A 24,985-nucleotide genomic window follows, 5' to 3' on the forward strand; every position below is an offset into this window, starting at 1 on the left:
TGTTACGCAGCGGAGCGCCGAATCATTCAAGGAAAGCCTGACCTAACCCCTACACTCCGGCGTCATGCTGCGTGTACTGGCTGTGGACGACGAAGAACCGGCCCTGGAGGAGCTTCTCTACCTGCTCAGGGCCGATCCGCGGATCCGGCGGGCCGAGGGCGCCACCAGCGCGACCGAGGCGCTGCGCAGGATCGGCGCGGCCCTCGAAGCCGGGCCCGACGACCCCGCCGCCGTCGATGTCGTCTTCCTCGACATCCACATGGCCGGGCTGAGCGGACTCGACGTCGCCCGGCTCCTCGCGGGGTTCGCCGAGCCCCCGCTGATCGTCTTCGTCACCGCCCACGAGGGCTTCGCGGTCCAGGCGTTCGACCTGAAGGCCGTCGACTACGTCCTCAAGCCCGTCCGCAGGGAGCGGCTGGCGGAGGCCGTGCGACGGGTCGACGGGCTGGTGGGGGAGCGTACGCCGACCGCCGCCCCCGCGGCCGACCAGATCGCGGTCGAACTGGGCGGGGTGATCCGCTTCGTCGCCGTCGACGACATCGCCTACGCCGAGGCGCAGGGCGACTACGCCCGGCTGCACACCGGCACCGGCAGCCACCTCGTACGGATCCCGCTGACCACGCTGGAGGAGCGCTGGCGGGCGCGGGGGTTCGTACGGATCCACCGCCGCCATCTCGTCGCGCTGGCCAGGATCGACGAGATGCGGCTGGACGCGGGCGCGATGAGCGTCCGCGTCGGCGACGCCGAGCTGGCCGTCAGCCGCCGCCACGCCCGCGCGCTGAGGGATCTGCTGATGCGGCAGACCGGTCGCTGACCAGGGCCTTCCCCTCGGATCGCCGGGCTGCGTACACTCCGGGCGCGAGCCGCCGCAGGACCGGAGGCCCGGCACGGAGGGTACGAAGGCACGGAGCGTACGGCGGTACGGGGCGTACGGCGCTACGAAGGCACGGCGGTACGGAGCGTACGGCGGGGAGGAGACACCATGGCGGGGGAGCCCGCGGCGCCGCGCCGTGAGACCGTCACCGGTGAGCCCCGGCGCGTACGGCCCCTGCCGCGCTACCGCGCCCAGGCGGAGATAGCCGAGCAGACCGCGCTCGGCGACGCGTACGTCCGCTCCCTGATGCGCAGTCAACTACGGGCCGGGCTCACCGCGTTCGCGGTGCTGGCCCTCGTGGCGGGCACCCTGCCCCTCGCCTTCGCCACGCTGCGCGACGCCACCGCCGTCTGGGTCGTGCTGGGCTTCGCCGCGTATCCGCTGATCACCCTCCTCGCCTGGTGGTACGTGCGGCGCGCCGAGCGCAACGAACGCGACTTCGCCCGGCTGGTGAAGGGCCGGCCCGCCCCGTGAGCCAGAGCCATCCCGCCGTGGCGATCGCCGTCGTCGTCCTCGCCACCGTCCTCGTCGGCGGCTTCGGGCTGCGGATCTCCCGTACCACCTCCGACTTCTACGTCGCCTCCCGCTCGGTCGGTCCCGCCCTCAACGCCGCGGCGATCAGCGGCGAATACCTCTCCGCCGCCTCCTTCCTCGGGGTCGCCGGGCTGGTGCTGCTGCACGGCCCCGACATGCTCTGGTACCCGGTCGGGTACACCGCCGGCTACCTCGTGCTGCTCGTCTTCGTCGCCGCCCCGCTGCGCCGCTCGGGCGCGTACACCCTGCCGGACTTCGCGGAGGGGCGGCTGGAGTCACGGGCGGTGCGGCGGCTGGTGAGCGTCTTCGTGGTCGGCGCGGGCTGGCTCTATCTCGTGCCCCAACTCCAGGGCGCTGGGCTGACGTTGAAGATCCTCACCGGTGCGCCCGGCTGGTTCGGCGGGGTGCTCGTCTCCCTCGTCGTGGTGGTGGCCGTCGCGGCGGGCGGGATGCGCAGCATCACCTTCGTGCAGGCGTTCCAGTACTGGCTCAAGCTCACCGCGCTCCTCGTCCCCGCGATCTTCCTGCTGCTGGCCTGGCAGGGCGACGGCCGGCCGCCCGTGGACCTCGATCTGACGGGCGACCTCGCCGGACGCGCCGACCACCCGCTCTACGCCACCTACGGACTGATCGTGGCGACCTTCCTCGGCACGATGGGGCTGCCCCATGTCGTCGTCCGCTTCTACACCAGCCCCAACGGGCGGGCCGCCCGCCGCACCACGGTGGTGGTTCTCGCGCTGATCGGCGCGTTCTACCTGCTGCCGCCCGTGTACGGCGCGCTGGGCCGGCTGTACGTGCCGGGACTGCCGGGCGGCGCGGACGCCGACGCCGCCGTCCTGCTGCTGCCGGAGCGCGCGATCGGCGGGCTCGGCGGCGATCTGCTGGGCGCGCTGGTCGCGGGCGGGGCGTTCGCCGCGTTCCTCTCGACCGCCTCCGGACTGACGACGGCCGTCGCGGGGGTGCTCACCCAGGACGTCCTGCCCTCGCGCGGGGTCCGGGACTTCCGGCTGGCGACCCCGCTCGCCATGGCCGTCCCCCTCGGCGGCTCGCTGCTGGTCAGCGGGATCCCCGTGGCGGACTCCGTCGGGATGGCCTTCGCGGTCTCCGCGTCGTCGTTCTGCCCGCTGCTCGTGCTCGGGATCTGGTGGCGGCGGCTCACCCCGCCCGGCGCGATCGCCGGGCTGCTGCTCGGCGGCGGTCTCTCGTTCGCGGCGACGGTGATCACGGTGAGCGGTACGGTACGGTCCGGCTGGCCGCACGCGCTGCTGGCCTGGCCCGCCGTGTGGTCCGTACCGGTCGGCTTCCTCGCGATGATCCTGGTCTCGCTGGCCACCCGGAGCCGGATACCGCCCGGCACCAACGCCGCCATGACCCGCTTCCACCTCCCGGAGGCCCTGATGCCGGGCGGCCGGGACAGTACGGGAGGCACCCGGTGAACGGAACCTGCCGACGGCGCCTCGCGAACGGAGTCGAAGGGGGCGCGCCATGAGCGGAGCCGCGCTCGCCGTGCTGATCGTGCTCGGCCCGCTGCTCCTCGCGGGCGGCTTCGTCCTCGGGCGCCGTACCGCGCGCCCCGAGCGGATCAGCGACGTCGGCACCCCCGTCGAGCACGCCACCTTCGAGACCCTGCACACCGCCTCGCTCGCCGCGCCCCCGCTCCGGGCCGGACTCACCGAGGAGAGTGCGGGCAAGGCCGCCCACCGGCTGCGCTCCCTGCTCGGCACCGACGCGCTCTGCCTCACCGACCGGGAGGGCGTCCTCGCCTGGGACGGGCTCGGCGGACACCACGCGGGGCGGGCGATGGAACGGGTCGAGGGGCTGCTCGCCAGCGGGCGCGGCACGGCCTTCGCGGACGGCTGCGACGATCTCGACTGCCCGCTGCGCTGGGGCGTGGCCGCCCCGCTGACCGTGGACAACCGTGTGCTCGGCACCCTGATCGCCTACGCGCCGCGCGAGTCCGCGGTGCTCGCCCGGGCGGCCGGGGAGGTGGCCCGCTGGGTCTCCGTGCAGCTCGAACTCGCCGAGCTGGACCGCTCCCGCACCCGGCTGATCGAGGCGGAGATCAAGGCGCTGCGGGCGCAGATCTCCCCGCACTTCATCTTCAACTCGCTGGCCGCCATCGCCTCCTTCGTCCGCACCGACCCGGAGCGGGCCCGTGAACTCCTCCTGGAGTTCGCGGACTTCACCCGCTACTCGTTCCGCAGGCGCGGCGAGTTCACCACCCTCGCCGACGAACTCCACTCGATCGACCAGTATCTGGCGCTCGTCCGGGCCCGGTTCGGCGAACGGCTCTCGGTCACGCTGCAGATCGCCCCCGAAGTGCTGCCGGTGGCGCTGCCGTTCCTCTGTCTCCAGCCCCTCGTCGAGAACGCCGTCAAGCACGGTCTCGAAGGAGCCGTCACCACGAGCCGTATCACCATCAGCGCGCTCGACGCGGGCGCCGAGGCGGAGGTGGTGATCGAGGACGACGGTGTCGGGATGGAGCCGGACCGGCTGCGCCGGATCCTGCGCGGCGAGGGCGACGCCTCCACCGGCATCGGGCTGCTCAATGTGGACGAACGGCTGCGCCAGGTCTACGGCGACGAGTACGGCCTGGTCATCGAGACCGGCGTCGGAGCGGGCACGAAGATCACGGTACGGGTGCCCAAGTACCGCGCGGGGGTGCACGGCACCTGACCGGGCGCCGGTCCCGCCGGGCGCGCCCGGCACCGGCCCGCCGGATCGGAGGAGACGGCCGGATCAGAAGAGATGGATCGCGAGATGGCCGAGCGGCAGCCCGAGCTGCCAGGCGGGCGTCCACACCTGCGGACCCTCCTCCTCCCCCGCGAACCCGTGGGCGGCCCCGTCGGCGAACCCGCCGGGGTATCCGTCGGCGAACTCCCCGCACCCGGCCGCCGGTTCCGCCGCGGACCCGCCCCCGCGCCACGCCGTCCCGGTCCCGCGCGGCGGGCCCACCGCGTCGAGGTCCGGCGCCAGCAGTTCCGTCTCCTCCAGCCAGCGCCAGGCCTCACCGGCCAGCGCCAGATCCGGGTCGCGGACCTCGGAGGCCGACTCGAAGTCGGCCGCCTCCAGCAGGTCGAGGCGCCCGCACACCCACTCCCGCCAGGAGGTCCCGTACGCCGTCAGTGAGCGCCATTCCTCCATCCTGGCCACGACACGCGGGCCGCCCACCGAACTGTCCGAGAGAAAGATGGTCAGGGCGAGCGCGTCCCGGCCCGCCCGGTACTCCAGCGTCGTGGGTGGCATCAGATCACCGGTGCGCAGCAGCTCGTCGGCGATGTACTCGGCGTACATCCAAGCCATGGGCACCAGAAGGCCACCGCTGCCTGCCCCTTCGGTACATTCCGGACGCATTGCTTTTCCGCCTTCCTTTCTTCCCCCGAAGCGTGCTTAAGGGAGCATTGAACCGGCGGAGACCGCCCCGCGTGGCCAGAAGGGCAGGATCCGGCGGCGGACGGAGGCGGATTGTGACGGGTGGGGCCGAGAGTGACGCGCCCGGCGATGGAGCGGACGATTCCGGTCCGCATGTGCGGTCGCTTCTGGGCGCCTATGTGCTGGAGGCGCTCGGCCCGGCGGAGGACCGCCGGGTCGCGGGCCACCTCGCGCGGTGTGACGCGTGTGGCGCCGCCTACCTGGAGGTGGCCGACGTGCCGTCGCTGCTCGCGCTGCTGGACGAGGAGGACCTGCGGTAGCCGGGCAGCTCGCGGGAGAGTGCCCGCAGGGCGTAGTACGAACGGGACTTGACCGTGCCGGGCGGGATGCCGAGCGCACGCGCCGCCTCGTTCACGCTCAGTCCGCGGAAGTAGATCTGGGCGAGCACCGCGCGGTGCTCACGGCTCAGCGTCTGCACCGCCTGGCGCACGTCCAGCGCCGCGACCGTGCTCTCGGTGCGGTCCTCGGGGTCGGCGGTGGCGGCCAGGACCCCGTCGCTGACCTCCGGGGGGCGCGCGAGGCGTGATCTGCGCGCGTCGATCGCGAGCCTGCGGGCGACGGTGAAGAGCCACGGCCGCATCGACTCGAAGGGCCCCTCGAACGCCTCGGGGTGGAGCCACGCCCGTACCAGGGTCTCCTGGAGCAGATCCTCGGCGCGCTGCCGGTCGCCGTAGGTCAGTCCCAGCAGGAAGTTGAGCAGGGCGGGGCCGTGGTCGCGCTGAAGCTCCGCCAGCGCCCGTTCGTCGGTCGTCTCCGTGGCCGTGGCGGTGGTCATCGTGAACGCCCTTCCCGTCGGGGTCGCTGTCCTGCGGTGATTCGCTGCCGCCTGCCGTATCCGAACGCATGGCGGCGCCGAGGGACAGGGAGCGCACCGAGATCTGCGACGAGCGGTCGCTCACTGCGGCGAGTGGTGCGGTGAACGGTCGCCCGGTGGCGTTCGGGCCCTTTCAGGCGTGCTGTCGGCTTGGTTCATTGACATACGTTTATGTGACTATATGGATTCATCGGGACGGTATTCCCCCTTCTGTCCGTATCGCTCCAGCGACCGCGATGCGGACCGTGACACCGAAACCGGAGCCTTCCCGATGACCCAGCGCATGCGACAGGGAGCCGTGGCCGCCGCCGCGCTGCTCCTCGGCACCATGGCGGCCTGCAGCGCCCCCGGCCGGCCGGCCGTCCCCCACGGGCCGCCGGGGCACGGCGCCGCGTCCGCCTCAGGGGCCGCGGGCTCCGGCGCGCAGCGCGGCTTCACGCTCGTCGCCTCGGGCGACGTCCTGCCGCACGACTCCGTGATCGCCTGGGGCCAAGAGGCCTCGGACGACGGCGACGGATACGACTTCCGGCCCATGCTCGCCGGGGTGAAACCGGTCGTCTCCGGGGCCGGTCTGGCGATCTGCCACATGGAGACGGTGTACGGCGAGGAGGACGGACCGTTCTCCGGTTACCCGGCCTTCGTCTCCCCGCCCCAGATCGCCGCGGGCCTGCGCGCGACCGGCTACGACTCCTGCTCCACCGCCTCGAACCACACCCTGGACGACGGCGCCGACGGCGTACGCCGCACCCTCGACGCCTTCGACAGGGCCGGGCTGAAGCACACGGGCTCGGCCCGCTCCGCAGCCGAGGCCCGCCGGCCGGCCCTGCTGACCGCGAGCGGCGGCGCCCGGGTCGCCCAACTCGCGTACACCTTCGGCACCAACGACCAGCCGTTCCCCGAAGGGCAGCCCTGGGCCGTCAACCTCATCGACGAGCGCCGGATCGTCGCCGACGCGCGCGCCGCCCGCGCGGCGGGCGCCGACATCGTCGTGGTCAGCGTGCACTGGGGCACCGAGTGGCAGACCGAGCCCGACGACGACCAGCTCGGTCTGGGCCGGAAGCTCACCGCGTCCCGCACCGGGGGCCGCCCCGACATCGACCTGATCCTCGGCACCCACGCGCATGTCCCGCAGGCGTACGAGAAGGTCAACGGGACCTGGATCATCTACGGGATGGGCGACCAGATCGCCGGCACCATGGCCAACGACGACGGCGACCAGGACGGACGCGGCAACCAGGGCTCGATCGGCAGATTCACCTTCGCGCCGCCCGCCGCGCCGGGACAGCGCTGGCGGGTCGAGAAGGCCGAGTTCGTCCCGCAGCTCATGGACCTCACCTCCGGGCGTGTCGTCAGCCTGCCGCGCGCCCTGCGCGACGACCCCGACCGCGACGACTACCGGGAGGCCAGGTCGTCCATCACCGAGGCGGTGCTGAGCCGCGGCGCCGCCGCCGACGGGCTCACCGAGGGCGACGGCTGACGGACGCCGACCGGACGGCGGCGGCGTACGGCGGCGTACGGCGTACGGATGACGGCGTACGGACGGCCAGGATGTCCGCGGGCGGGCCGTTACGGAACGACCGTCACCGGCCAGCGCCCCGCCTTGACCAGCCGTACCGCCACCGAACCGACGAACCGGTGCCCCGCCGACTCCGACGCGCCGACCACCACCGCGTCCGCCGTCAGCTCGTCGGCCGCGGTGACCAGGCCGTTGTACGGGTCCCCGTGGAAGGTGTGGAACTCCCAGCGGACGTCCCAGCTGTCCTTGACCCGCTCCACCGACTCGCGGATCTCCGCCACCAGCTCCTCGGCGATCTCCCCGGTCGTCCCGGCGACCGGGGCGCCGAGGGCGGCGCCCGCCGTCAGCACGGGCTGTACGTAGACGATCGCCAGCAGCGCGTTCTGCCGCCGGGCGAGACCGCCGGCGTACGCGGCGGCGCGGAACGAGGACTGGGAACCGTCCACACCGACGACGATCACCTTCGGACCGTCGGTGCCGCGTTCGAATTTGGTTGGCTGCTGAGTCACGGCACGCAGGGTATCCGCTCCCGACGGGCACCCCGACGCCGGTCTGCCTAGAGTGCTGATCATGAGGGTCGGCAGGCGGAGACGGGTGCGGCCACCGGAGCGGGGGCCGGACCGCGGGCCGCGACGCGGGACGGAGCGGGCGCGGCGGACCGGAGCCGCCCCCGGCCGCCTTCTGCGCCGGGTGCCGGGCGCCCTCGCGGCGTTCTTCGTCGGCCTCGGCGTGTACTGCGCGGCCATCGCGCTCATCGTCCCGCTGCGCCGGCTGCTCGCCCCCGTCACCCGCTTCCTCGACACCGTGGTCGTCCCTCTCAGCGACAACCTCGCCTACGCGGTCTTCCTGCTGCTCCTGGCCGCGGCCGTCGGCGCCAGGAAGAAGGTCGCCTGGTGGCTGGTGATCGTCTATCTGGGGCTGCTCGTCCTCGGCGACCTGCTGCTGGTGACCGCCGCCGAATGGGAGTGGCTGCCCAACCTCCTGCTCTGCGCCGTCGCGATCTGCGTGCTGCTCCTGGCGCGCCGCCACTTCTACGCGGAGACCCGCCACGGCTCCGTCCTCAGGGCACTGCTCGTGCTGGTCGTCGGGCTGGCCGCCGGGGTACTGGCCGGCTGGGGACTGGTCACGGCCTTCCCCGGCACCCTCGCGGGCAGCCAGCACCTGCTGTGGGCCGCCAACCGGGTGCTCGGCGGGCTGGTCTCCGACGGCGTCTTCGACGGCCGTCCACCCCACCCGGTCTCCTTCGTCCTCGGCCTGTTCGGCGCGGTCGCCCTGCTCACCGCGGCCGCGACCCTCTTCCGCTCGCAGCGCATCGAGTCCGCCCTGCACGGCGACGAGGAACCCCGGATCCGCGCCCTGCTCGGGGCGTACGGAGCCCAGGACTCGCTGGGCTACTTCGCCACCCGCCGCGACAAGGCCGTCGTCTTCTCGCCGAACGGCCGGGCCGCCGTCACCTACCGCGTCGAGACCGGTGTCGCCCTCGCCAGCGGCGACCCGGTGGGCGACCGCGCGGCCTGGGCCCCCGCCATCGAGGCCTGGCTCGACCTCGCCCGGCGCTACGCCTGGGCCCCGGCGGTCATGGGGGCCTCCGAGGACGGCGCCACCGCCTACGCCCGGGCCGGGCTCGGTGCCATCCAGCTCGGCGACGAGGCGATCCTCCTGACCGGCCGGTTCGACCTCGCCGGGCCCGAGATGCGGGTCATCCGGCAGGCCGTCGGCCGGGTCCGCAGGACCGGCGCCACCGTCCGGATCCGCCGGCACTCGGCGCTCACGGGGCCGGAGATGGACCAGATCATCGACCGCGCCGACGCCTGGCGCGACACCGAGACCGAACGCGGCTTCTCCATGGCGCTGGACCGGCTCGGCGACCCCGGGGACGGGGAGTGCCTGCTCGTCGAGGCACGGGACGCCGAGGGGACCCTGATCGCCCTGCTTTCCTTCGTCCCCTGGGGCCCCGACGGCGTCTCCCTCGACCTGATGCGACGCGACCGCGCCGCCCCGAACGGCGTCATGGAGTTCATGGTCGCCGAGCTGTGCGACCAGGCCCGCTCGCTCGGCGTCCGCCGGATCTCCCTCAACTTCGCCGTCTTCCGCGCCGCCTTCGAGGAGGGCGCCCGGATCGGCGCGGGCCCCGTGCTGCGGTTCTGGCGCAGGCTGCTGCTCTTCTTCTCCCGCTGGTGGCAGCTCGAAGCCCTGTACCGCTCCAACGTCAAGTACCGGCCACGGTGGTTCCCCCGCTTCCTCTGCTACGGCGACGCCGGTTCCCTCGCCCGGATCGCCCTCGCCTCCGGCATCGCCGAGGGCTTCGTCACCGTCCCCGGTCTGCGGGCCACCCGGGGCCGGTGGCGCGCCCGTACCCGCGTCGCGGGACCGGCCACCACCGCGGGGCTGCCCGCCATCGACGCGCTGCGGCTGCCGGGGCCAGGGACCGTGACCGCCGCGCGGGAGCGCCGGCCGCCCGAGCAGATACGGATCCGCCACCGCAAGGCGGAACGGCTGCGCGCGGCGGGCACGGATCCCTACCCCGTCGGCGTGGTGCCCCCCACCGCCACCCTGGCGGGGATCAGGGCCGCGCACCCCGCGCCGCCGGCCGGCTCCCGTACCGGCGAACGGGTCACCGTCGCCGGCCGGGTGATGGCGCTGCGCGACTTCGGCGGCGTCGTCTTCGCCGTCCTGCGCGACTGGTCCGGCGACCTCCAGCTCGTCCTGGCCCGCGACACGGCCGGCGCGGCGTCCCTGCGCCGCTTCACCGCCGACATCGACCTGGGGGACCAGCTCACCGCCACCGGCGAGATCGGCGCCAGTGACCTCGGTGAGCTCTCCGTCTTCGTCACCGACTGGCGGCTCACCGGCGTCTGCCTGCGCCCGCTGCCCGACAAACGGCACGGCCTCACCGACCCCGAGGCCCGGGTCCGGCTGCGCGCGCTGGACCTGATGGTCACGCCCGGTGCCCGTACGGTCGTACGCGTCCGCTCCACCGTCGTCCGGGCGCTGCGCCAAGGGCTGCTGGACCGCGGGTATCTGGAGGTCGAGACGCCGGTGCTCCAGCGGGTGCACGGCGGCGCCAACGCCCGGCCGTTCACCACCCACAGCAACGCCTACGACCTCGACCTCACCCTGCGGATCGCGCCCGAGCTCTATCTCAAGCGACTCTGCGTCGGCGGCCTGGAGAAGGTCTTCGAGCTGGGCCGCACCTTCCGCAACGAGGGCGTCTCCGCCAAGCACAATCCCGAGTTCACCATGGTGGAGGCGTACCAGGCGTACGCCGACTACGACGTGATGCTCGATCTGGCCCGTGAGCTGATCCAGGGCGCGGCGACCGCCGCCTACGGCGCGCCGGTCGCCCGCAGGAAGGGCCCCGACGGCCGGACCGCCGAGGTGGACCTGTCGGGGCGCTGGCCGGTCAGGACGGTCTACGGGGCCCTGTCCGAAGCGCTCGGCGAGGAGATCGGCGCCGGCACCGGCGAGGCGGCGCTGCGGAGGCTGTGCGACCGCTCGGGCGTGCCGCACACCCCGGACGACACGCGGGCCGAGGTCGTGCTGGAGATGTACGAGCGGCTGGTGGAGGAGAGGACCGGGGAGCCCGTCTTCTACAAGGACTTCCCGGCCGACGTCTCGCCGCTCGCCCGGGGCCACCGGGCCGACCCGCGTCTCGCCGAGCGGTGGGACCTCGTCGCGTACGGCACCGAACTGGGCACCGCCTACTCCGAGCTGACCGACCCGCAGGAGCAGCGGCGGCGGCTCACCGCGCAGTCCCTGCGCGCCGCGGGCGGCGACCCCGAGGCGATGGAGCTCGACGAGGACTTCCTGGCGGCGCTGGAGTACGCGATGCCGCCCACCGGCGGTCTGGGGCTGGGTGTGGACCGGATCGTCATGTTTCTCACCGGGCTGACCATCCGTGAGACACTGCCGTTCCCGCTGGTGCGCGGGGGGTGAGTTCCGCTCCCTCCCTCATCCCATCGGGTGCTTTCCCCGGGATATCCAGTGTTGGTGAACGGCGTGGCCGATCCGCCGTATGAACCATTGGTCATGAAAAAGGATCAGATGATTCTGGGGCGCCGTGGGATGCTCCGGATCGCCGCCTGTCTCGGCGTCGCCGTCACGGCCCGGATGCTCAGCACCGGAGAGGCCGGCACACCCGGCCGCCCCGCCGGGCCGCCGCCTCCGGCCGGCCCGGACCTGCCGGCACCGGGCGCCTCGGGACTGGGCGCCGCCGGGCCGGGTGCCGCGGGGCCACCGGCCGCGGTCGGTCTGCGGCCCTCCACGTACCGGCTCCAGCCCCTGACCGAGGGCGGGCGGACCGGGGTCGGCAGACCCCTGCCCCCGGTCCGCCACAGGCCCTTCCTGGAACTGCCCGATCTGGGCCGCACCATGGTGCTCACCTTCGACGACGGGCCCGATCCCGCGTACACCCCGGGCATCCTGCGCACCCTGCGCGACCACGACGTCCGCGCGATGTTCTTCGTCTGCGGCGAGATGGCCGACGTCCACCGCGATCTGCTGCGGGAGATCGCCGACGACGGCCATGTCATCGGCAACCACTCCTGGTCGCATCCGCAGATGACCAAGCTCACCCGCTCCGGGATCCGCGGGGAGCTGGAGCGCACCAGCGAGGTGGTCGAGGAGACCGTCGGGGCCACGCCGCTCTGGTACCGCGCCCCGTACGGCGCCTGGAACCGGCACTCCTTCGAACTCGGCGCGGAAATGGGCATGGAACCGCTGGCCTGGACCGTCGACACCCTCGACTGGACCACGCCGGGCACCGGCACGATCGTCCGCAGGGTGCTGGACGGCGCGGGCCCGGGGGTCGTCATCCTCTCGCACGACGCGGGCGGCGACCGCTCGCAGAGCGTGGCGGCGCTGCGCCGCTATCTGCCCAGGCTGCTGGACGGGGGCTACCGCATCGCGGTGCCGCACCGCTGAGTCGGGAGCAGAGCGGAGCGGTGGACGGGAGGGGTACGGGGGCCGGGAGGGGTACGGGGGCCGGTCCCGGGGCGGGGCTGGCCCGGGGCCGGCCCCCCGTACCGTCAGCGCGTGCCGACCATCCGGGCGAAGACGACGACGTTGCCGTCGTACCCCCCGGCCCTGGAGTAGCCGCCGCCGCAGGTGATCACCCGCAGCTCGGGGTGGCCGGTGTCTCCGTAGACCCGCGAACCCGGGAAGTCGTTCTTGGCGAAGACCTCGACCCCGTACACCTCGAACACCGCGGTCGTGCCGTCGTACCGGTCGACCTCCACATGCCGGCCCTTCGCCAGCGCGCCGAGCCCGTAGAAGACGGTGGGACCCGCCTGGTTGTCGACATGGCCGACCACCACGGCGGTGCCGCGCTGCCCCGGTGACACCCCGTTCTGGTACCAGCCGGCCAGATTGGGGTCCTGCGGCGGCGGGGCGGCGATCCAGCCGTCCGGGTCGAGCCCCACGTCCATCACCGGGGCGTCCACCTTGATCGCCTCGATGCGGATCCGGGACATCGGGGCGTACGGCAGGGGCTTGATGTCCGGCACGGCGGAAATGGCGAGCGCGGCCGGGTCGGGCCTGCTGACCGGCGCCGCCGCGGACGCCGGCTGCGGCGGCCCCAGCGGTGCGTCCACCCCGTTGCGCATCAGGGCGATCCCCGTGAGCATGACGAGAGCCAGTACGCCCCACGGCGAGCGCTTCCTCGACTCCGGGGCGTGATGGTCCTGGCCCATAATTCTCCCTTCGTGGGCGACCTGGAGGCACGGTAAGGGCGGAGCGGCCGACCGGCGATCAGGGGCGGGCGAACGGGTGAGGCCCGAGCCGGGAATACCCCGGGCGGGTCAGCGCACCGCCCCAACCGAGTAATGCGGCCGACAAAATTTCTGACGGTCCGTGACCTGCGGCTCGGCCCTGCGGAGCGGCCCTTCTGACGGCGTGTCGCGGTACCTGTGCACGCGCGGTCGAAATGCGCGTTTCCGGTTGCCCGGTGAGGGTTCGTCATGGAAGGCGTTCTCGTCGAATTTCCCGGAGCGCCGCTTTGGGGCGTCTTCCGCTGGAGGTTCAACGATGCGTGCTTCACGCGCTCTCGCGGTGACCGCGACCGCCTGCGCGGCCGTGGCGCTCTCCGCCCCGCTGGCCGGCGCCACCAATGGCCCCCGCGAAGTCTCCGTCGACCCGTTCGAGGTGCACCGGGGCGGCACGCTCCACATCCGTGTGGAGGGCTGCGGCCATGGAGGCACGGTCACGTCCAACGCCTTTTCCCGGGTCGAACTGTCCGTCAACTCCTCGGGGCACTCCTCGGCCCGCGCCCGGATCCATGACTTCACCACGCCCGGCCACTACAACCTGGCCGTCCGGTGCAGTGACGACCCGCGCACCGTCACCCACCAGTTCCGGGTGGTGGAGGGGCGCGGGGCGCTCGGCGGGCTCGGGGGTTCCGTCGGTCCCAGTTCCACGGAGATGGCGCTGGGCGGTGGGCTGGTCGCCGTGGGCGCCGTCGGCGGGTCGGTGTTCCTCGCCCGCCGTCGCCGGGCGCTCGCCGCGGGCGTCTGACCGGGCCCTCCCGGCGGGCCGCCACGGCCAGGGCCGCCCCGTCGGGCCGGGAAGAGCCCGAATGCCCGTCGCCCCGAGCCGGAGAGCGGCTCGGGGCGACGGGCGTTCGAGGGGCGGACGGCGCTCGAAGGGGACGACGGCGGGGAACACCGTCAGTGGGCGCGGCCCTCCGTCCGGCGGCGTATGGTCCAGGCGCTCCCGGCCGTCGCGGCCACCACGAGTGCCGTGCCCGTGGCGAGTTCACCCGAGCCGACCCCGCCGACACTGCCGCCCAGACCGCCGCGTACCCCGGCGGGCGCGACGCTGGTGGTGGCCACCGTCGGTGCGCGGGTCGGCGTACGGGCCGGCGTACGGGTTGGCGTACGGGTCGGCGCGCGGGTCGGTGCGCTGGTCGGGGTGCTCGCCGCTCTCGCGATGGTGAGGTTGGTACGGCCGGTCGTGCCGTTGCAGGTGAACGAGACCTGGTACACCGAGCCCCGCTTCGCGTCCCAGTCCACGGTGGCGGCGGCCGTACGGCCCGAGGGGACGGTCACGGTGTCGAAGACCGCGGAGGACACGGTGGCGGAGGACGCGCAGTTGGTCACGCCGAGGGTCACCCTGCCGCCGGGGGCGACGGTGGAGGGGGTGACCGTGAAGCCGAACGGCGTGGACCCGCCGTGCACGGCCGCCGCCGCGGTGGGCGCCGTCGGGGCGAGTGCGGCCACTCCCAGCAGAGCGGTGGTGGTGGCACGTATCGCGCGCATGATGAGCCTCCGGGTCCCCGAGGAGCAGCAGTGGAACCTCTTTCCACCCAAGCCGTACATGCGCCTCGATGCCGGAAACGCTAGGCGTGCCCTATCACGGCCGCGATCGCTGACGGGCGAACGGGGCACGGCCGTCCCCCGGGCGGACGACGGCCGTGCCCCGCCCGCCGCCGGTCAGCCGCCGGTGCCCGGGAAGAGATCGAGGAAGGGGGCCGTGGTCGCCCCGATACCGCGTCCGTACGGGGCGTCGAAGTCCCAGATGAGGAAGAGGAGGAAGGCGATCAGCACGCTGAAGACCCCTGCCAGCAGCAGTTCGCGGAACGAGCGGCGGATCCCCAGCACGAAGATCATCCCTACGGTGACCACGGCGCCGATGATGAGGCCGAACCAGACCACCCCCGGCATCGTGTCCCCCGCGTTCTGCCCGCGGGCGCCCCGGGCGTCGTCGGCGGCGGCCACCTGGTCGACCAGCGGCTGGTACGCCTGGCCCTCCAGGTCGGTCCGGGGCGCGTACCGGGTGACGTCGGTGCGCAGCCGGTCGAAGAGCTGGGTGCCCTTCGCGCTGAGCGTCTCGTGCTCGGCCAGGTGCGGCCACTCGGTGCGCACGACGTACGAGACGTACGCGTCGACGTCGCCGCGGATCTGCTCCCGTACCGCCGTGGGGTAGACCTGTACGCGCTGCCGGATCTCGTGGAGCGCCTGGGCCTCCTGGCGCACGGACTCCTGGGCGGCGCCCCTGGCCTCCCAGACCCCGGCGATCGCGAGCCCGAGGACGATGGCGTAGACCACGCCGATCATCATCGTCATGTAGTCCATGACGCCGGGGGTCTCGCTGGGGTCGTCGTCCTCGTCGACGTCCCGGTTGTTGAAGATGACGATGGTGAGGACGACCGCGCAGGCGGCGGCCATCGCGATGCCCAGGACGAGCCAGTCCGACATGGGACCTCCGTGGATCAGCGGGAACGGGGGCGGGAGCGGGGGCGCAGCACGGCCGCGGCGAGCACGGCGGGGGCCGTGATCAGGAGCATCCGGACGACGGGCGAGCTGCCGCCGGGCGGCTGGGGACGAGTCGCCGGGTGGTAGGCGGGCAGGGCCACGGCGGTCGGGGCCGGCTTCGGACTTGGACTCGGTGACGGTGACGGGGCGGGCGGGGGCGGTTCCGGTGCGACCACCACCGGCGCCGGTGCGACGGCCACCGGCCGGGGCCGGGGCGCCGCGGCGGGCGGCGGGGCCGGTGCGGGCCGGGGCGGCCGGGGCGTCGGCCGGACGACGGGCGGTGGCGGCGGCTTCGGCGTGACCACCACGGGCGGTGGCGGCGGCGTCGGCCGAGGAGGCGGGGAGGGTGGTGGCGGAGGCGGAGGCGGAGGCGGAGGTGGTGGGGGAGTGGGCGGCGGCGGTGGTTTCGGCGGTGGCTCGGGTGGCGGTGGCGGGGGCGGCTTCGGCCGGCAGTCGCCGCCGCCCGCGACGGCCACCGCCCACCCCGTGCCGCCCTGACCGGCCGAGGCGTAGGCGCAACTGTCCGCCGCGGCGGGCGCCGGGGCGGCGGCCGACAGCGAGATGAGAGCGGCGGCCGCGAGCAGCCGTCCGACGAGCGATCCATGCACGGGCAGGAGCTTGTTCCTCATCGGGCCCCGGCACGCCGGAAGTTGGTCGGATTCCCCCGGATAGGGGGTATTTGGCGACGACGACAACACGCCTCGAAAGTTTTTTCCGGCCGCGTTGAACAAGAGGGTGCCTCCGCTCCGTACTTAGGACCATGAGCAGCGCACTTGAGCGCCTCAACTGGCCAATGGATAACGGGAGCTGACATGAAAACCTGGCGGAACGCCTCGCTCGCGGCCACCGCGGCGGCCGTACTGGCCCTGACGACGGCGTGCGGTCAGGAACAGGGAACCAACACCAACGGACAGTCCGTCGGCGCCGCGAACCCGGCCGGCGCCGCCGGCAGCGGGAGCGGATACGAGGCGGCACCCGGCGCCGGTGCGCCGGGGGCTGCCGGGGCCGGCGCCGGTACGGCGGCCGCCGCCAAGCCCGCGGGGCAGCTCGCCGTGTGGGACAGCAAGAAGCTGGGCAAGGTCCTCACCGACAGTGAGGGCTTCACCCTCTACCGCTTCGACAAGGACACGCCGGAGCCGCCGAAGTCCAACTGCGAGGGCGACTGCGCCAAGACCTGGCCCGTCGTGGCCGCGGGCGACGCCAAGGCCGCCGCCGGGACCGACGCCTCCCTGCTCGGCGAGATCACCCGGACCGACGGGACCAAGCAGCTCACCGTCGACGGCTGGCCGATGTACCGGTACGTCAAGGACACCAGCCCCGGCGACGCCAACGGCCAGAACGTGGGCGGCACCTGGTTCGCGTCCGCCCCCGACGGCAAGAAGGCGTCCCCGGCGGCCGCCGAGGGCGGTTCCGGTTCCGCCGAGGAGCCCTCGGGCGACCTCGCCGGCCTCTCGGTCCGCAAGGACCCGAAGCTCGGCGACATCGTGGTGGACAAGAACGGCATGACGGTCTACCGGTTCACCAAGGACACCGCGTGGCCCATGAAGACCGCCTGCGTCGACGCCTGCCTCGACAAGTGGCCGGTGGTCGCCCCCGTCGCCAAGAACGACGTCGACGGCGTCACCACGAAGGGCTTCGTCACCTTCGACCGGCCCGACGGAATCAAGCAGCAGACCCTCAACTGCTCGCCCATCTACACCTTCGCCGGCGACAAGAAGCCCGGTGACACCAATGGTCAGGGCGTCGGCGGCACCTGGTTCGCCGTCTCTCCCGACAACGAGCTGGTCGGAGCGTCCGAGTAGTCCCCACGCCGCGCCTCCGGCCCCATGGTCCGCCGCCACACTCCTCGGTGTGGCGGCGGACCACATGCACATGCCGACTGTATGTGACCAAGAACGGATCGCTAATTTCCGTTTGGGCTCGCTCTCTTGGCGGTCGATCAGTAGCCTCGGCTCGAACAACCGGCCGCTATCAGGCCGCACTCCGTGGCGACTTGTTGGAGACATCGATGGAGCGTCCCGCCTGGGCCCCGCAGGGCATCGACCTTTCGGTGCCGAGCGTTTCCCGTATGTATGACTACTATCTGGGCGGTTCGCACAATTTCGAGGTGGACCGGGAGGCCGCTCGCCGGGCGATGGAGTTCATGCCGGGACTTCCCAAGATCATGAAAGCGAACCGCGCGTTCATGCGCCGCACGGTGGAATTCGCCTCGGCGCAGGGCATCAGCCAGTTCCTCGACATCGGATCGGGTATTCCGGCCGTCGGTAATGTGCACGAGATCGCCGCCGCGCTCGACCCGGACGCCAAAGTCCTCTATGTCGATCACGACCCGGTCGCCGTGGCCCACAGCAGGGCCGTCCTCGAAGGCAACGCCAACGCCGCCGTCGTGAACGCCGACCTCCGTGAGCCCGGCAAGATCCTGCGCAGCCAGGAGGCGGCGGCACTGCTCGACCTGGAGCGGCCCGTGGCGGTGCTGCTCAACTTCGTCCTCCACTTCGTCGAGGACAAGGACCAGCCCTACCGGGCGGTGGCCGAGCTGCGGGACGCGCTCGCCCCCGGCAGCCTTCTCACCATCACCCACGCCTCGTACGACGGCGTCCCGGTCTCCCCGGAGGACACGGACGCCTCCGTCGCCGTCTACTCGGACATCCGTAATCCGCTGGTGATGCGCTCCCGCGAGCAGATAGCCCGGTTCTTCGACGGCTTCGAACTGGTCGAGCCCGGCGTGGTCTCCATGCCCGACTGGCGCCCCGCCGGCCCCGCCGACCAGGAGGATCCGTACGCCTATTCGGGCTTCGCCGGAGTGGGACGTACGGCGTGAGCGTGCCGGAGGAGGCCGCGGGCCCGGCGGACCCGGACGGCCTGGAGGACCGGCTCAGACGGTTCGCGACGATCTGGAGCCGCGCGGTCTTCCCTGCGACGGCCACACCGCTCACCCGCGCCGAGTTCGAGGAGTGCCTGCTGCCGCTGGCCCGCCTGCTGCGCGACGCCCTGCACGCGCGCTCCTTCGACACCACGCCCGGCGGAACGGTCGGCGCCGGCCTGGTCGCCGCGCACTGCACCGACCCCGAGGCGCTGAACCGCACGCTCGGCGTCATCGACTCGTACCTGATCCTCTACTGCGGTACGGACAAACTCCCCGCGGAGGACAGCCGCGCCCGGTGCGCCCGCCTCCAGCACACGCTGGCCGCCGCGTACGCCCAGGCGCTGCGCGAGCGCACCCTCGCCGAGCAGGAGGCCATCGCGCGCTCCGCGCTCGCGGCGCGCAGCGACGCGGAGGACGCCCTCCACGCCACGCAGACCCGCTTCCACGCGGTGTTCGAGGGCGCGGCCATCGGCATCGGCATCGGCGACCTCGACGGCAACGTACTGGAGGTCAACGACACCCTCACCCAGATGTTCGGCGGGCTCGAACACCATGTCCGCAGCCGGAATATCAGCGAATGGGTCCACCCCGAGGACTCGCCCCATGTGTGGCGGATGTACGGCGAACTGGTGCGCGGTGAACGCGAACACTTCCGGGTCGAGAAGGCGTTCTACCGCAACGACGGCACCGTGCTGTGGACCAATCTGACGCTCTCGCTGCTCCGGGACGCCGAAGGCGCCCCGCAGTACCAGCTCGCGCTGATGGAGGACACCACCGAGCGGCGGCTGCTCCATCTGCGGCTGCGGTACGAGGCCACCCACGACGCGCTGACCGGACTGCCCAACCGGACACTGTTCTTCGAGCGGCTGGAGAAGACGCTCGCCGCGGGCGACGACGCGCGCTTCGGCCTCTGCTACCTCGATCTCGACGGCTTCAAGGCGATCAACGACAGCCTCGGCCACTCCTCCGGCGACCGGCTGCTGGTCGAGGTCGCGGACCGGCTCCAGTCGTGCGCCACCGCGCAGGGCGAGATGGTGGCCAGGATCGGCGGCGACGAGTTCGTGGCGCTGACCACCGGGCCCGGCACCGAGGGCAAGGTGACCGACCTCGCCTCCCGGATCCTCAACGTGCTGACCACACCGATCCGGCTGGAGGGCCGGGAGTTCACCGTGCGCGGCTCCATCGGCATCGTGGAGGGGCCGTCCGCCGGGCGGAGCGCCGCCGAGGTGCTGCGCAGCGCGGACATCACGATGTACCGGGCCAAGGCGGCGGGCGGCAACCGCTACGAGGTGGCCGATCCGGAGGCCGACGCCCGCGCCATCACCCGGCACGGGCTGACCACGGCGCTGCCGGCGGCCCTGGAGCGCGGCGAGTTCTTCATCGAGTACCAGCCGCTGGTCGATCTCGACGACGGCACCGTGCACGGCGCGGAGGCGCTGGTGCGCTGGTCCCACCCGCAGCACGGCGTGCTCGGCCCCGACCGGTTCATCCCGCTCGCCGAGCACACCGGGCTGATCGTGCCCCTCGGCCGCTGGGTGCTGGAACAGTCCGTACGGCAGGCCCGGTTCTGGCAGCAGGAGCTGCCGGAGGGCGCGCTCGGCGGACCGCTGCGGATCAATGTGAACCTCTCCCCGGCCCAGCTCCACCACCCCGGACTCGTCGCCGACACGGTAGAGGTGCTGGAACGGATCGGGTTCCCGCCGGGATCGCTCTGCCTGGAGGTCACGGAGTCCGCGCTGATCGGCGCCGACGAGGATCTGCTCAAGCCGCTGCGCCAGCTCGCCGAGATGGGCGTGGACATCGCGCTCGACGACTTCGGCACCGGCTACTCGAACCTGGCGAATCTGCGCAGGCTGCCGGTGAGCGTGCTCAAGCTGGATCGTTCCTTCACCCAGGGAATGCAGCAGCATCCCGCCGATCCGGTCGATCTGAAGATCGTCGAGGGGATCGTCTCCCTGGCGCACAGCCTGGAGCTGGCCGTGACGGTGGAAGGCGTGGAGACGGGGGCGCAGGCGGAGCAGTTGCGCCGGCTGGGCTGCGACACGGCACAGGGCTGGTACTACGCCAGGCCGGGGCCGCCCGAGCAGCTGCACACGCTGTCGCTGGCGGACGCCGTCTGACCGGAGCGGTCTTCCAGTGGGGCGGGCGCCCGCGGCGGCGGCCTCAGGGTCCCGACGCCGCCCGCCCTGTCGTCGCCCGCCCCGCCGTCGCGACGGTCGCGCCCTGGGTGGCCAGCAGCACTTTCTGGAGCTCGCGGGCGGCGCGCGGCGGGGCGACATCGCTGCGGTGGGCGAGCGCGATCGTACGGCGCAGCCCCGGCCTGGCCAGGGCCGTGACCCGCAGGTCGCGCGCCCGCGCCGCCACCATGCTCGGCACCACCGCCAGGCCGAGCCCGGCCCGTACGAAACCGAGCACGGCGTCCATCTCGCCGCCCTCCACGGTGAACGACGGCTCGAACCCGGCGGCCCGGCAGGCGGCCACGGTCAGCTCGCGCAGGTCGTAGCCGTGCCGGAACATCACCAGCGGCCGGCCCTCCAGATCGGCGATCCGCACCGGGCGGCCGGGGGCCGGGAGGCTCGGCGAGGAGACCACCACCAGGTCCTCCTGGAGCAGCTCGACCGTGGTCAGCGCGGGGGACGCGGCCGGGAGCGGCATCACCACCAGCGCCAGGTCGAGCGCCCCGCGCGCCAGCTCCCGTACCAGATCGTGCGAACCGCTCTCCTCGATCAGCAGCTCGATGCCCGGGTGAAGGTCGTGGAAGGCGCGCAGCACCTCGGGAAGCAGCCCCGTGCACAGACTCGGCGGCGCGCCCAGCCTGACCCGGCCGCGCCGCAGCTGCGCCAGCTCCTGGACCTCGACCCGCGCGGTCTCGGCGTCGGCGAGGATCCGCCGGGCCAGCGGCAGCAGCGCCTCGCCCGCGTCGGTGAGGGCGACATTGCCCCGGGCGCGGCTCAGCAGCTCCGCGCCGAGCTCCTTCTCCAGCGCCCTGATCTGCTGCGAGAGCGACGGCTGCGAGACATGCACCCGCTCGGCGGCGCGGGTGAAGTGCCGGGTCTCGGCGACGGCCACGAAATACACCAGCTGCTGGAACTGCATCTCCCCAGGATACGACCACGATAGCCACAGGCTATGGAGATCAGCCGGACCATGTCTTGGACCTCTCGGGCGCGGCGGCCTAGCGTCATGAACATGGCTCTGGCAACGCGGACGGACAGGACGGAGAGGGCGGACGGGACGGGCAAACGGCCGTCCCTGACCCGTACTCTCTGGCGATCGACGGTGGGGAAGAAGACGGTCATGGCCGTGAGCGGCCTGATCATGCTCGGCTATCTCGTCGCGCACATGCTCGGCAACCTCAAGATCTTCTTCGGGGCGTCCGAGTTCAACGGATACGCCCACTGGCTGCGCACCATGGGCGAGCCGCTGCTGCACTACGAATGGGCCCTGTGGCTCGTACGGATCGTCCTCGTCGTCGCCGTCGTGCTGCACGGGGTGTGCGCCTACCAGCTCAGCCGCCGCGACATCGCGGCGCGCCCGAACCGCTACGTCCACCGGCGGCCGCGCGCGAGCTACGCGACCCGCACCATGCGCTGGGGCGGGATCATCCTCGCCCTGTTCATCGTCTGGCACATCCTCGACCTGACGACCGGCACCGTGCACCCCGGTGGATTCCAGCCGGGCCGCCCCTACCAGAACGTCCTGGACACCTTCTCCACCTGGTACGGCAACACGATCTACATCCTCGCCGTGCTCGCGCTCGGACTCCATGTCCGGCACGGCTTCTGGAGTGCCGCGCAGACCCTCGGCGTGGGCAGCGCCACCCGCGACCGCGTCCTGAAGACCGCCGCCAACACCCTCGCGCTGGTGCTGACCGCCGGCTTCGTCGCCGTACCCGTCGCCGTCATGACCGGAGTGGTGAGCTGACATGAACGAACCCACCCGCTACGCCGAATACACCACCGGTGAACCGCTCACCGACACCAAGGCGCCGGACGGACCCGTCGCCGAACGGTGGAACCGGCGCCGCTTCGAGGCGAAACTCGTCAACCCCGCCAACCGCCGCAAACACACCGTGATCGTCGTCGGCACCGGCCTCGCGGGCGGCGCCGCGGGCGCCACCCTCGCCGAACAGGGCTACCACGTCGTCCAGTTCTGCTACCAGGACTCCCCGCGCCGCGCCCACTCCATCGCCGCCCAGGGCGGCATCAACGCCGCGAAGAACTACCGCAACGACGGCGACTCCGTCCAGCGGCTCTTCTACGACACCGTCAAGGGCGGCGACTTCCGCGCCCGCGAGTCCAACGTGCACCGGCTCGCCGAGGTCTCCGTCGAGATCATCGACCAGTGTGTCGCCCAGGGCGTGCCGTTCGCCCGGGAGTACGGCGGGCTCCTCGACACCCGCTCCTTCGGCGGCGTCCAGGTCTCCCGTACGTTCTACGCCCGCGGCCAGACGGGCCAGCAACTCCTCCTCGGCGCCTACCAGGCGCTCTCCCGGCAGATCGCCGCCGGAGCCGTCGAGATGCACGCCCGCACCGAGATGCTCGACCTGCTCGTCATCGACGGACGGGCCCGCGGCATCGTCGCCCGCGATCTGATCACCGGCGCGATCACCCCGTACTTCGCCGACGCGGTGGTCCTCGCCTCCGGCGGCTACGGCAATGTCTTCTACCTGTCCACCAACGCCAAGAACAGCAACGCCACCGCGGTGTGGCGGGCCCACCGGCGCGGCGCCCACTTCGCCAACCCCTGCTTCACCCAGATCCACCCCACCTGCATCCCGCGCTCCGGCGACCACCAGTCGAAACTGACCCTGATGAGCGAGTCGCTGCGCAACGACGGCCGGATCTGGGTGCCCGTGGCGCGCGGCGACACCCGCCCGCCCGCCGAGATCCCCGAGGACGAACGCGACTACTACCTGGAGCGGATCTACCCGTCCTTCGGCAATCTCGTCCCCCGCGACATCGCCTCGCGCGCCGCGAAGAACGTCTGCGACGAGGGGCGCGGCGTCGGCCCCGGCGGCCAGGGCGTCTACCTCGACTTCGCCGACGCCGTCGCCCGGCTCGGCCGCAAGGCCGTCGAGGAGAAGTACGGCAACCTCTTCGAGATGTACGAGCGGATCACCGCCGAGAACCCGTACGAGGTCCCGATGCGGATCTACCCGGCGATCCACTACACGATGGGCGGGCTCTGGGTCGACTACGACCTCCAGACCACCGTGCCGGGACTCTTCGCGATCGGCGAGGCCAACTTCTCCGACCACGGCGCCAACCGGCTCGGCGCCTCCGCCCTGATGCAGGGGCTCGCGGACGGCTACTTCGTCCTGCCGTCCACCATCAACGACTACCTCGCCCGCCACCCGCGCCACGAGGCGCTCGACGGCTCCCACCCCGAGGTCGCCGAGGCCGTCGCCGACACCGAGGACCGGCTGCGCCTGCTGCTCGCTGTCGACGGCGACCGTACGCCCGACTCCTTCCACAAGGAGATCGGCGAACTCCTGTGGGAACACTGCGGGATGGCCCGCACCGAGAGCGGGCTGCGCAAGGCGCTCGACCGGATCCCGCAGATCCGTGAGGAGTTCTGGCGCCGGATCAAGGTGCCCGGCACCGGCGAACAGCTCAACCAGGCGCTGGAGAAGGCCAACCGCGTCGTCGACTACCTGGAACTCGCCGAGCTGATGTGCCTCGACGCCCTGCACCGCACCGAGTCCTGCGGCGGCCACTTCCGCGAGGAGTCGCAGACCGAGGGCGGCGAGGCGGCCCGCCGGGACGAGGAGTTCTCGTACGCCGCCGCCTGGGAGTTCAGGGGCACCGGCAGCGCGCCCGTCCTGCACAAGGAAGACCTCGTCTTCGAGTACGTCCACCCCACCCAGCGGAGCTACGCATGAGGCTCACCCTGCGCGTCTGGCGCCAGCCGGACGCCGACACCCCCGGCGCCATGGTCACCTACGGCATCGACGGCATCTCCGAGGACATGTCCTTCCTGGAGATGCTCGACACGCTCAACGAGGAGCTGATCCTCCGGGGCGACGAGCCGGTGGCCTTCGACCACGACTGCCGCGAGGGCATCTGCGGCGCCTGCGGTGTCGTCATCAACGGCGACGCCCACGGACCCGAACGCACCACCACCTGCCAGCTCCACATGCGCCACTTCGCCGACGGCGACACCATCGACGTCGAGCCCTGGCGGGCGGGCGCCTTCCCCGTCGTCAAGGACCTGGTCGTGGACCGCTCCGCCTTCGACCGGATCATCGGGGCGGGCGGCTACATCACCGCCCCCACCGGCGCCGCCCCCGAGGCCCACGCCACCCCGGTGCCCAAACCCGACGCCGACTCCGCCTTCGAGCACGCCGAGTGCATCGGCTGCGGCGCCTGCGTCGCGGCCTGCCCCAACGGCTCCGCGATGCTCTTCACCTCCGCCAAGGTCAACCACCTCAACGTCCTGCCGCAGGGCGCGCCCGAACGTGAGACCCGCGTCCTCGACATGGTCGCCACGATGGACGACGAGGGCTTCGGCGGCTGCACCCTCGCGGGGGAGTGCGCCACCGCCTGCCCGAAGGGGATCCCGCTGCCGTCCATCGCGGCCATGAACAGGGAGTGGCTGCGGGCGACCCGCAAAGCCGCCCGCTGACCCGTGACGCGGGCCCGGCCCTGCCTGGGGAGGGGCGCCTCCGCCGGTCGGACCGCGGCGGCGTGCGGCCCAG

At 72.7% G+C, this 24,985-nt stretch carries 22 protein-coding genes; 15 read left to right on the top strand and 7 right to left on the bottom strand.

The window, feature by feature from the left end; translation table 11 throughout:
• Positions 1-64: 64 nt before the first annotated feature.
• The 4 genes from ACFXKG_RS02040 (at position 65) to ACFXKG_RS02055 (ending at position 4,084) form a co-directional block, all read left to right on the top strand.
• A complete protein-coding gene (locus ACFXKG_RS02040; RefSeq protein ID WP_384830774.1) occupies positions 65-814 on the top strand; it encodes a LytR/AlgR family response regulator transcription factor in 750 nt (249 codons plus the stop codon).
• Positions 815-982: 168 nt separating this feature from the next.
• Positions 983-1,348 carry a hypothetical protein gene (locus ACFXKG_RS02045; RefSeq protein WP_384830777.1) on the top strand — a complete coding sequence of 122 codons (366 nt, stop codon included), beginning with the start codon at positions 983-985 and terminating at the stop codon, positions 1,346-1,348.
• On the top strand, positions 1,345-2,844 hold the full coding sequence (locus tag ACFXKG_RS02050; protein ID WP_384830780.1) for a cation acetate symporter: 1,500 nt from the start codon (positions 1,345-1,347) through the stop codon (positions 2,842-2,844). The genes ACFXKG_RS02045 and ACFXKG_RS02050 overlap by 4 nt, the downstream gene beginning before the upstream one ends.
• A gap of 49 nt (positions 2,845-2,893) precedes the next feature.
• Positions 2,894-4,084, top strand: a complete 1,191-nt coding sequence (locus ACFXKG_RS02055) for a sensor histidine kinase (protein WP_384830783.1) — start codon at positions 2,894-2,896, stop codon at positions 4,082-4,084.
• A 63-nt stretch (positions 4,085-4,147) separates the two neighbouring features.
• Here ACFXKG_RS02055 and ACFXKG_RS02060 read toward each other — a convergent pair whose 3' ends face one another.
• On the bottom strand, positions 4,148-4,762 hold the full coding sequence (locus ACFXKG_RS02060; protein ID WP_384830786.1) for a hypothetical protein: 615 nt from the start codon (positions 4,760-4,762) through the stop codon (positions 4,148-4,150).
• Positions 4,763-4,935: 173 nt separating this feature from the next.
• Between ACFXKG_RS02060 and ACFXKG_RS02065 the strand changes: the two genes are divergently transcribed.
• Positions 4,936-5,100 carry a zf-HC2 domain-containing protein gene (locus ACFXKG_RS02065; RefSeq protein WP_382893018.1) on the top strand — a complete coding sequence of 55 codons (165 nt, stop codon included), beginning with the start codon at positions 4,936-4,938 and terminating at the stop codon, positions 5,098-5,100.
• Here ACFXKG_RS02065 and ACFXKG_RS02070 read toward each other — a convergent pair.
• Complete coding sequence (locus ACFXKG_RS02070; RefSeq protein ID WP_384830788.1) at positions 5,037-5,615, bottom strand: sigma-70 family RNA polymerase sigma factor; 579 nt, start codon at positions 5,613-5,615, stop codon at positions 5,037-5,039. The genes ACFXKG_RS02065 and ACFXKG_RS02070 overlap by 64 nt on opposite strands.
• Before the next feature lie 310 nt (positions 5,616-5,925).
• On the opposite strand from ACFXKG_RS02070, the gene ACFXKG_RS02075 reads away from it, so the two are divergent.
• Positions 5,926-7,131 (top strand): CapA family protein, encoded by a 1,206-nt coding sequence (locus ACFXKG_RS02075; protein ID WP_384830791.1) that lies wholly within the window; start codon positions 5,926-5,928, stop codon positions 7,129-7,131.
• Positions 7,132-7,220: 89 nt separating this feature from the next.
• Here ACFXKG_RS02075 and ACFXKG_RS02080 read toward each other — a convergent pair whose 3' ends face one another.
• Complete coding sequence (locus ACFXKG_RS02080) at positions 7,221-7,679, bottom strand: universal stress protein (RefSeq protein WP_384830794.1); 459 nt, start codon at positions 7,677-7,679, stop codon at positions 7,221-7,223.
• A 61-nt stretch (positions 7,680-7,740) separates the two neighbouring features.
• Between ACFXKG_RS02080 and lysX the strand changes: the two genes are divergently transcribed.
• Both lysX and ACFXKG_RS02090 read left to right on the top strand, forming a co-directional pair.
• A complete protein-coding gene (gene lysX / locus ACFXKG_RS02085; RefSeq protein ID WP_384830797.1) occupies positions 7,741-11,106 on the top strand; it encodes a bifunctional lysylphosphatidylglycerol synthetase/lysine--tRNA ligase LysX in 3,366 nt (1,121 codons plus the stop codon).
• Between the two features lie 93 nt (positions 11,107-11,199).
• Entirely contained in the window at positions 11,200-12,093 is an 894-nt protein-coding gene (locus ACFXKG_RS02090; RefSeq protein ID WP_384830800.1) for a polysaccharide deacetylase family protein, read from the top strand.
• A gap of 104 nt (positions 12,094-12,197) precedes the next feature.
• Here the strand turns inward: ACFXKG_RS02090 and ACFXKG_RS02095 are convergent, their stop codons facing one another.
• Entirely contained in the window at positions 12,198-12,860 is a 663-nt protein-coding gene (locus tag ACFXKG_RS02095) for a class F sortase (RefSeq protein ID WP_384830803.1), read from the bottom strand.
• Positions 12,861-13,194: 334 nt separating this feature from the next.
• Here ACFXKG_RS02095 and ACFXKG_RS02100 point away from each other — a divergent pair, with 334 nt between their 5' ends.
• Positions 13,195-13,680 carry a hypothetical protein gene (locus ACFXKG_RS02100; protein ID WP_382893032.1) on the top strand — a complete coding sequence of 162 codons (486 nt, stop codon included), beginning with the start codon at positions 13,195-13,197 and terminating at the stop codon, positions 13,678-13,680.
• Positions 13,681-13,832: 152 nt separating this feature from the next.
• Here the strand turns inward: ACFXKG_RS02100 and ACFXKG_RS02105 are convergent, their stop codons facing one another.
• Positions 13,833-14,423, bottom strand: coding sequence for a hypothetical protein (locus ACFXKG_RS02105; protein WP_384830806.1), 591 nt, complete (start codon positions 14,421-14,423; stop codon positions 13,833-13,835).
• Between the two features lie 174 nt (positions 14,424-14,597).
• Positions 14,598-15,362, bottom strand: a complete 765-nt coding sequence (locus ACFXKG_RS02110) for a hypothetical protein (RefSeq protein WP_384831745.1) — start codon at positions 15,360-15,362, stop codon at positions 14,598-14,600.
• Between the two features lie 869 nt (positions 15,363-16,231).
• Here ACFXKG_RS02110 and ACFXKG_RS02115 point away from each other — a divergent pair.
• The 3 genes from ACFXKG_RS02115 to ACFXKG_RS02125 all read left to right on the top strand — a co-directional run bounded on the left by ACFXKG_RS02115 (position 16,232) and on the right by ACFXKG_RS02125 (position 20,405).
• Positions 16,232-17,221, top strand: coding sequence for an SCO0930 family lipoprotein (locus tag ACFXKG_RS02115; protein WP_384830808.1), 990 nt, complete (start codon positions 16,232-16,234; stop codon positions 17,219-17,221).
• A 206-nt stretch (positions 17,222-17,427) separates the two neighbouring features.
• The gene (locus tag ACFXKG_RS02120) at positions 17,428-18,240 is read left to right on the top strand and encodes an SAM-dependent methyltransferase (RefSeq protein ID WP_384830811.1); all 813 of its coding nucleotides are present in this window, start codon (positions 17,428-17,430) and stop codon (positions 18,238-18,240) included.
• Positions 18,237-20,405 (top strand): putative bifunctional diguanylate cyclase/phosphodiesterase, encoded by a 2,169-nt coding sequence (locus tag ACFXKG_RS02125; RefSeq protein ID WP_384830814.1) that lies wholly within the window; start codon positions 18,237-18,239, stop codon positions 20,403-20,405. The genes ACFXKG_RS02120 and ACFXKG_RS02125 overlap by 4 nt, the downstream gene beginning before the upstream one ends.
• 43 nt (positions 20,406-20,448) lie before the next feature.
• Here the strand turns inward: ACFXKG_RS02125 and ACFXKG_RS02130 are convergent, their stop codons facing one another.
• Positions 20,449-21,381: a LysR family transcriptional regulator gene (locus tag ACFXKG_RS02130; protein WP_384830817.1), complete on the bottom strand. Its 933-nt coding sequence runs from the start codon at positions 21,379-21,381 to the stop codon at positions 20,449-20,451.
• A 93-nt stretch (positions 21,382-21,474) separates the two neighbouring features.
• Between ACFXKG_RS02130 and ACFXKG_RS02135 the strand changes: the two genes are divergently transcribed.
• From ACFXKG_RS02135 to ACFXKG_RS02145, 3 genes are read left to right on the top strand one after another with little or no spacing between them, the layout of a single operon-like run.
• Positions 21,475-22,209 (top strand): succinate dehydrogenase, encoded by a 735-nt coding sequence (locus tag ACFXKG_RS02135; protein WP_384830821.1) that lies wholly within the window; start codon positions 21,475-21,477, stop codon positions 22,207-22,209.
• 1 nt (position 22,210) lies between these two features.
• Positions 22,211-24,169, top strand: a complete 1,959-nt coding sequence (locus ACFXKG_RS02140; RefSeq protein WP_384830824.1) for a fumarate reductase/succinate dehydrogenase flavoprotein subunit — start codon at positions 22,211-22,213, stop codon at positions 24,167-24,169.
• Positions 24,166-24,912 (top strand): succinate dehydrogenase/fumarate reductase iron-sulfur subunit, encoded by a 747-nt coding sequence (locus tag ACFXKG_RS02145; protein ID WP_384830827.1) that lies wholly within the window; start codon positions 24,166-24,168, stop codon positions 24,910-24,912. The genes ACFXKG_RS02140 and ACFXKG_RS02145 overlap by 4 nt, the downstream gene beginning before the upstream one ends.
• Positions 24,913-24,985: the final 73 nt, after the last annotated feature.

Origin of the sequence: Streptomyces sp. NPDC059255, assembly GCF_042752355.1 — a bacterium.
GTDB lineage: Bacteria > Actinomycetota > Actinomycetes > Streptomycetales > Streptomycetaceae > Streptomyces.

Excerpts from the sequence above, each read along its gene's own strand:
- ACFXKG_RS02040 (WP_384830774.1), top strand. The coding sequence starts at position 65 with ATGCTGCGTGTACTGGCTGTGGACGACGAAGAACCGGCCCTGGAGGAG.
- ACFXKG_RS02045 (WP_384830777.1), top strand. The coding sequence starts at position 983 with ATGGCGGGGGAGCCCGCGGCGCCGCGCCGTGAGACCGTCACCGGTGAG.
- ACFXKG_RS02055 (WP_384830783.1), top strand. The coding sequence starts at position 2,894 with ATGAGCGGAGCCGCGCTCGCCGTGCTGATCGTGCTCGGCCCGCTGCTC.
- ACFXKG_RS02060 (WP_384830786.1), bottom strand. The coding sequence starts at position 4,762 with ATGCGTCCGGAATGTACCGAAGGGGCAGGCAGCGGTGGCCTTCTGGTG.
- ACFXKG_RS02070 (WP_384830788.1), bottom strand. The coding sequence starts at position 5,615 with ATGACCACCGCCACGGCCACGGAGACGACCGACGAACGGGCGCTGGCG.
- ACFXKG_RS02075 (WP_384830791.1), top strand. The coding sequence starts at position 5,926 with ATGACCCAGCGCATGCGACAGGGAGCCGTGGCCGCCGCCGCGCTGCTC.
- lysX (WP_384830797.1), top strand. The coding sequence starts at position 7,741 with ATGAGGGTCGGCAGGCGGAGACGGGTGCGGCCACCGGAGCGGGGGCCG.
- ACFXKG_RS02090 (WP_384830800.1), top strand. The coding sequence starts at position 11,200 with ATGAAAAAGGATCAGATGATTCTGGGGCGCCGTGGGATGCTCCGGATC.
- ACFXKG_RS02095 (WP_384830803.1), bottom strand. The coding sequence starts at position 12,860 with ATGGGCCAGGACCATCACGCCCCGGAGTCGAGGAAGCGCTCGCCGTGG.
- ACFXKG_RS02100 (WP_382893032.1), top strand. The coding sequence starts at position 13,195 with ATGCGTGCTTCACGCGCTCTCGCGGTGACCGCGACCGCCTGCGCGGCC.
- ACFXKG_RS02105 (WP_384830806.1), bottom strand. The coding sequence starts at position 14,423 with ATGCGCGCGATACGTGCCACCACCACCGCTCTGCTGGGAGTGGCCGCA.
- ACFXKG_RS02110 (WP_384831745.1), bottom strand. The coding sequence starts at position 15,362 with ATGTCGGACTGGCTCGTCCTGGGCATCGCGATGGCCGCCGCCTGCGCG.
- ACFXKG_RS02115 (WP_384830808.1), top strand. The coding sequence starts at position 16,232 with ATGAAAACCTGGCGGAACGCCTCGCTCGCGGCCACCGCGGCGGCCGTA.
- ACFXKG_RS02120 (WP_384830811.1), top strand. The coding sequence starts at position 17,428 with ATGGAGCGTCCCGCCTGGGCCCCGCAGGGCATCGACCTTTCGGTGCCG.
- ACFXKG_RS02130 (WP_384830817.1), bottom strand. The coding sequence starts at position 21,381 with ATGCAGTTCCAGCAGCTGGTGTATTTCGTGGCCGTCGCCGAGACCCGG.
- ACFXKG_RS02135 (WP_384830821.1), top strand. The coding sequence starts at position 21,475 with ATGGCTCTGGCAACGCGGACGGACAGGACGGAGAGGGCGGACGGGACG.
- ACFXKG_RS02140 (WP_384830824.1), top strand. The coding sequence starts at position 22,211 with ATGAACGAACCCACCCGCTACGCCGAATACACCACCGGTGAACCGCTC.
- ACFXKG_RS02145 (WP_384830827.1), top strand. The coding sequence starts at position 24,166 with ATGAGGCTCACCCTGCGCGTCTGGCGCCAGCCGGACGCCGACACCCCC.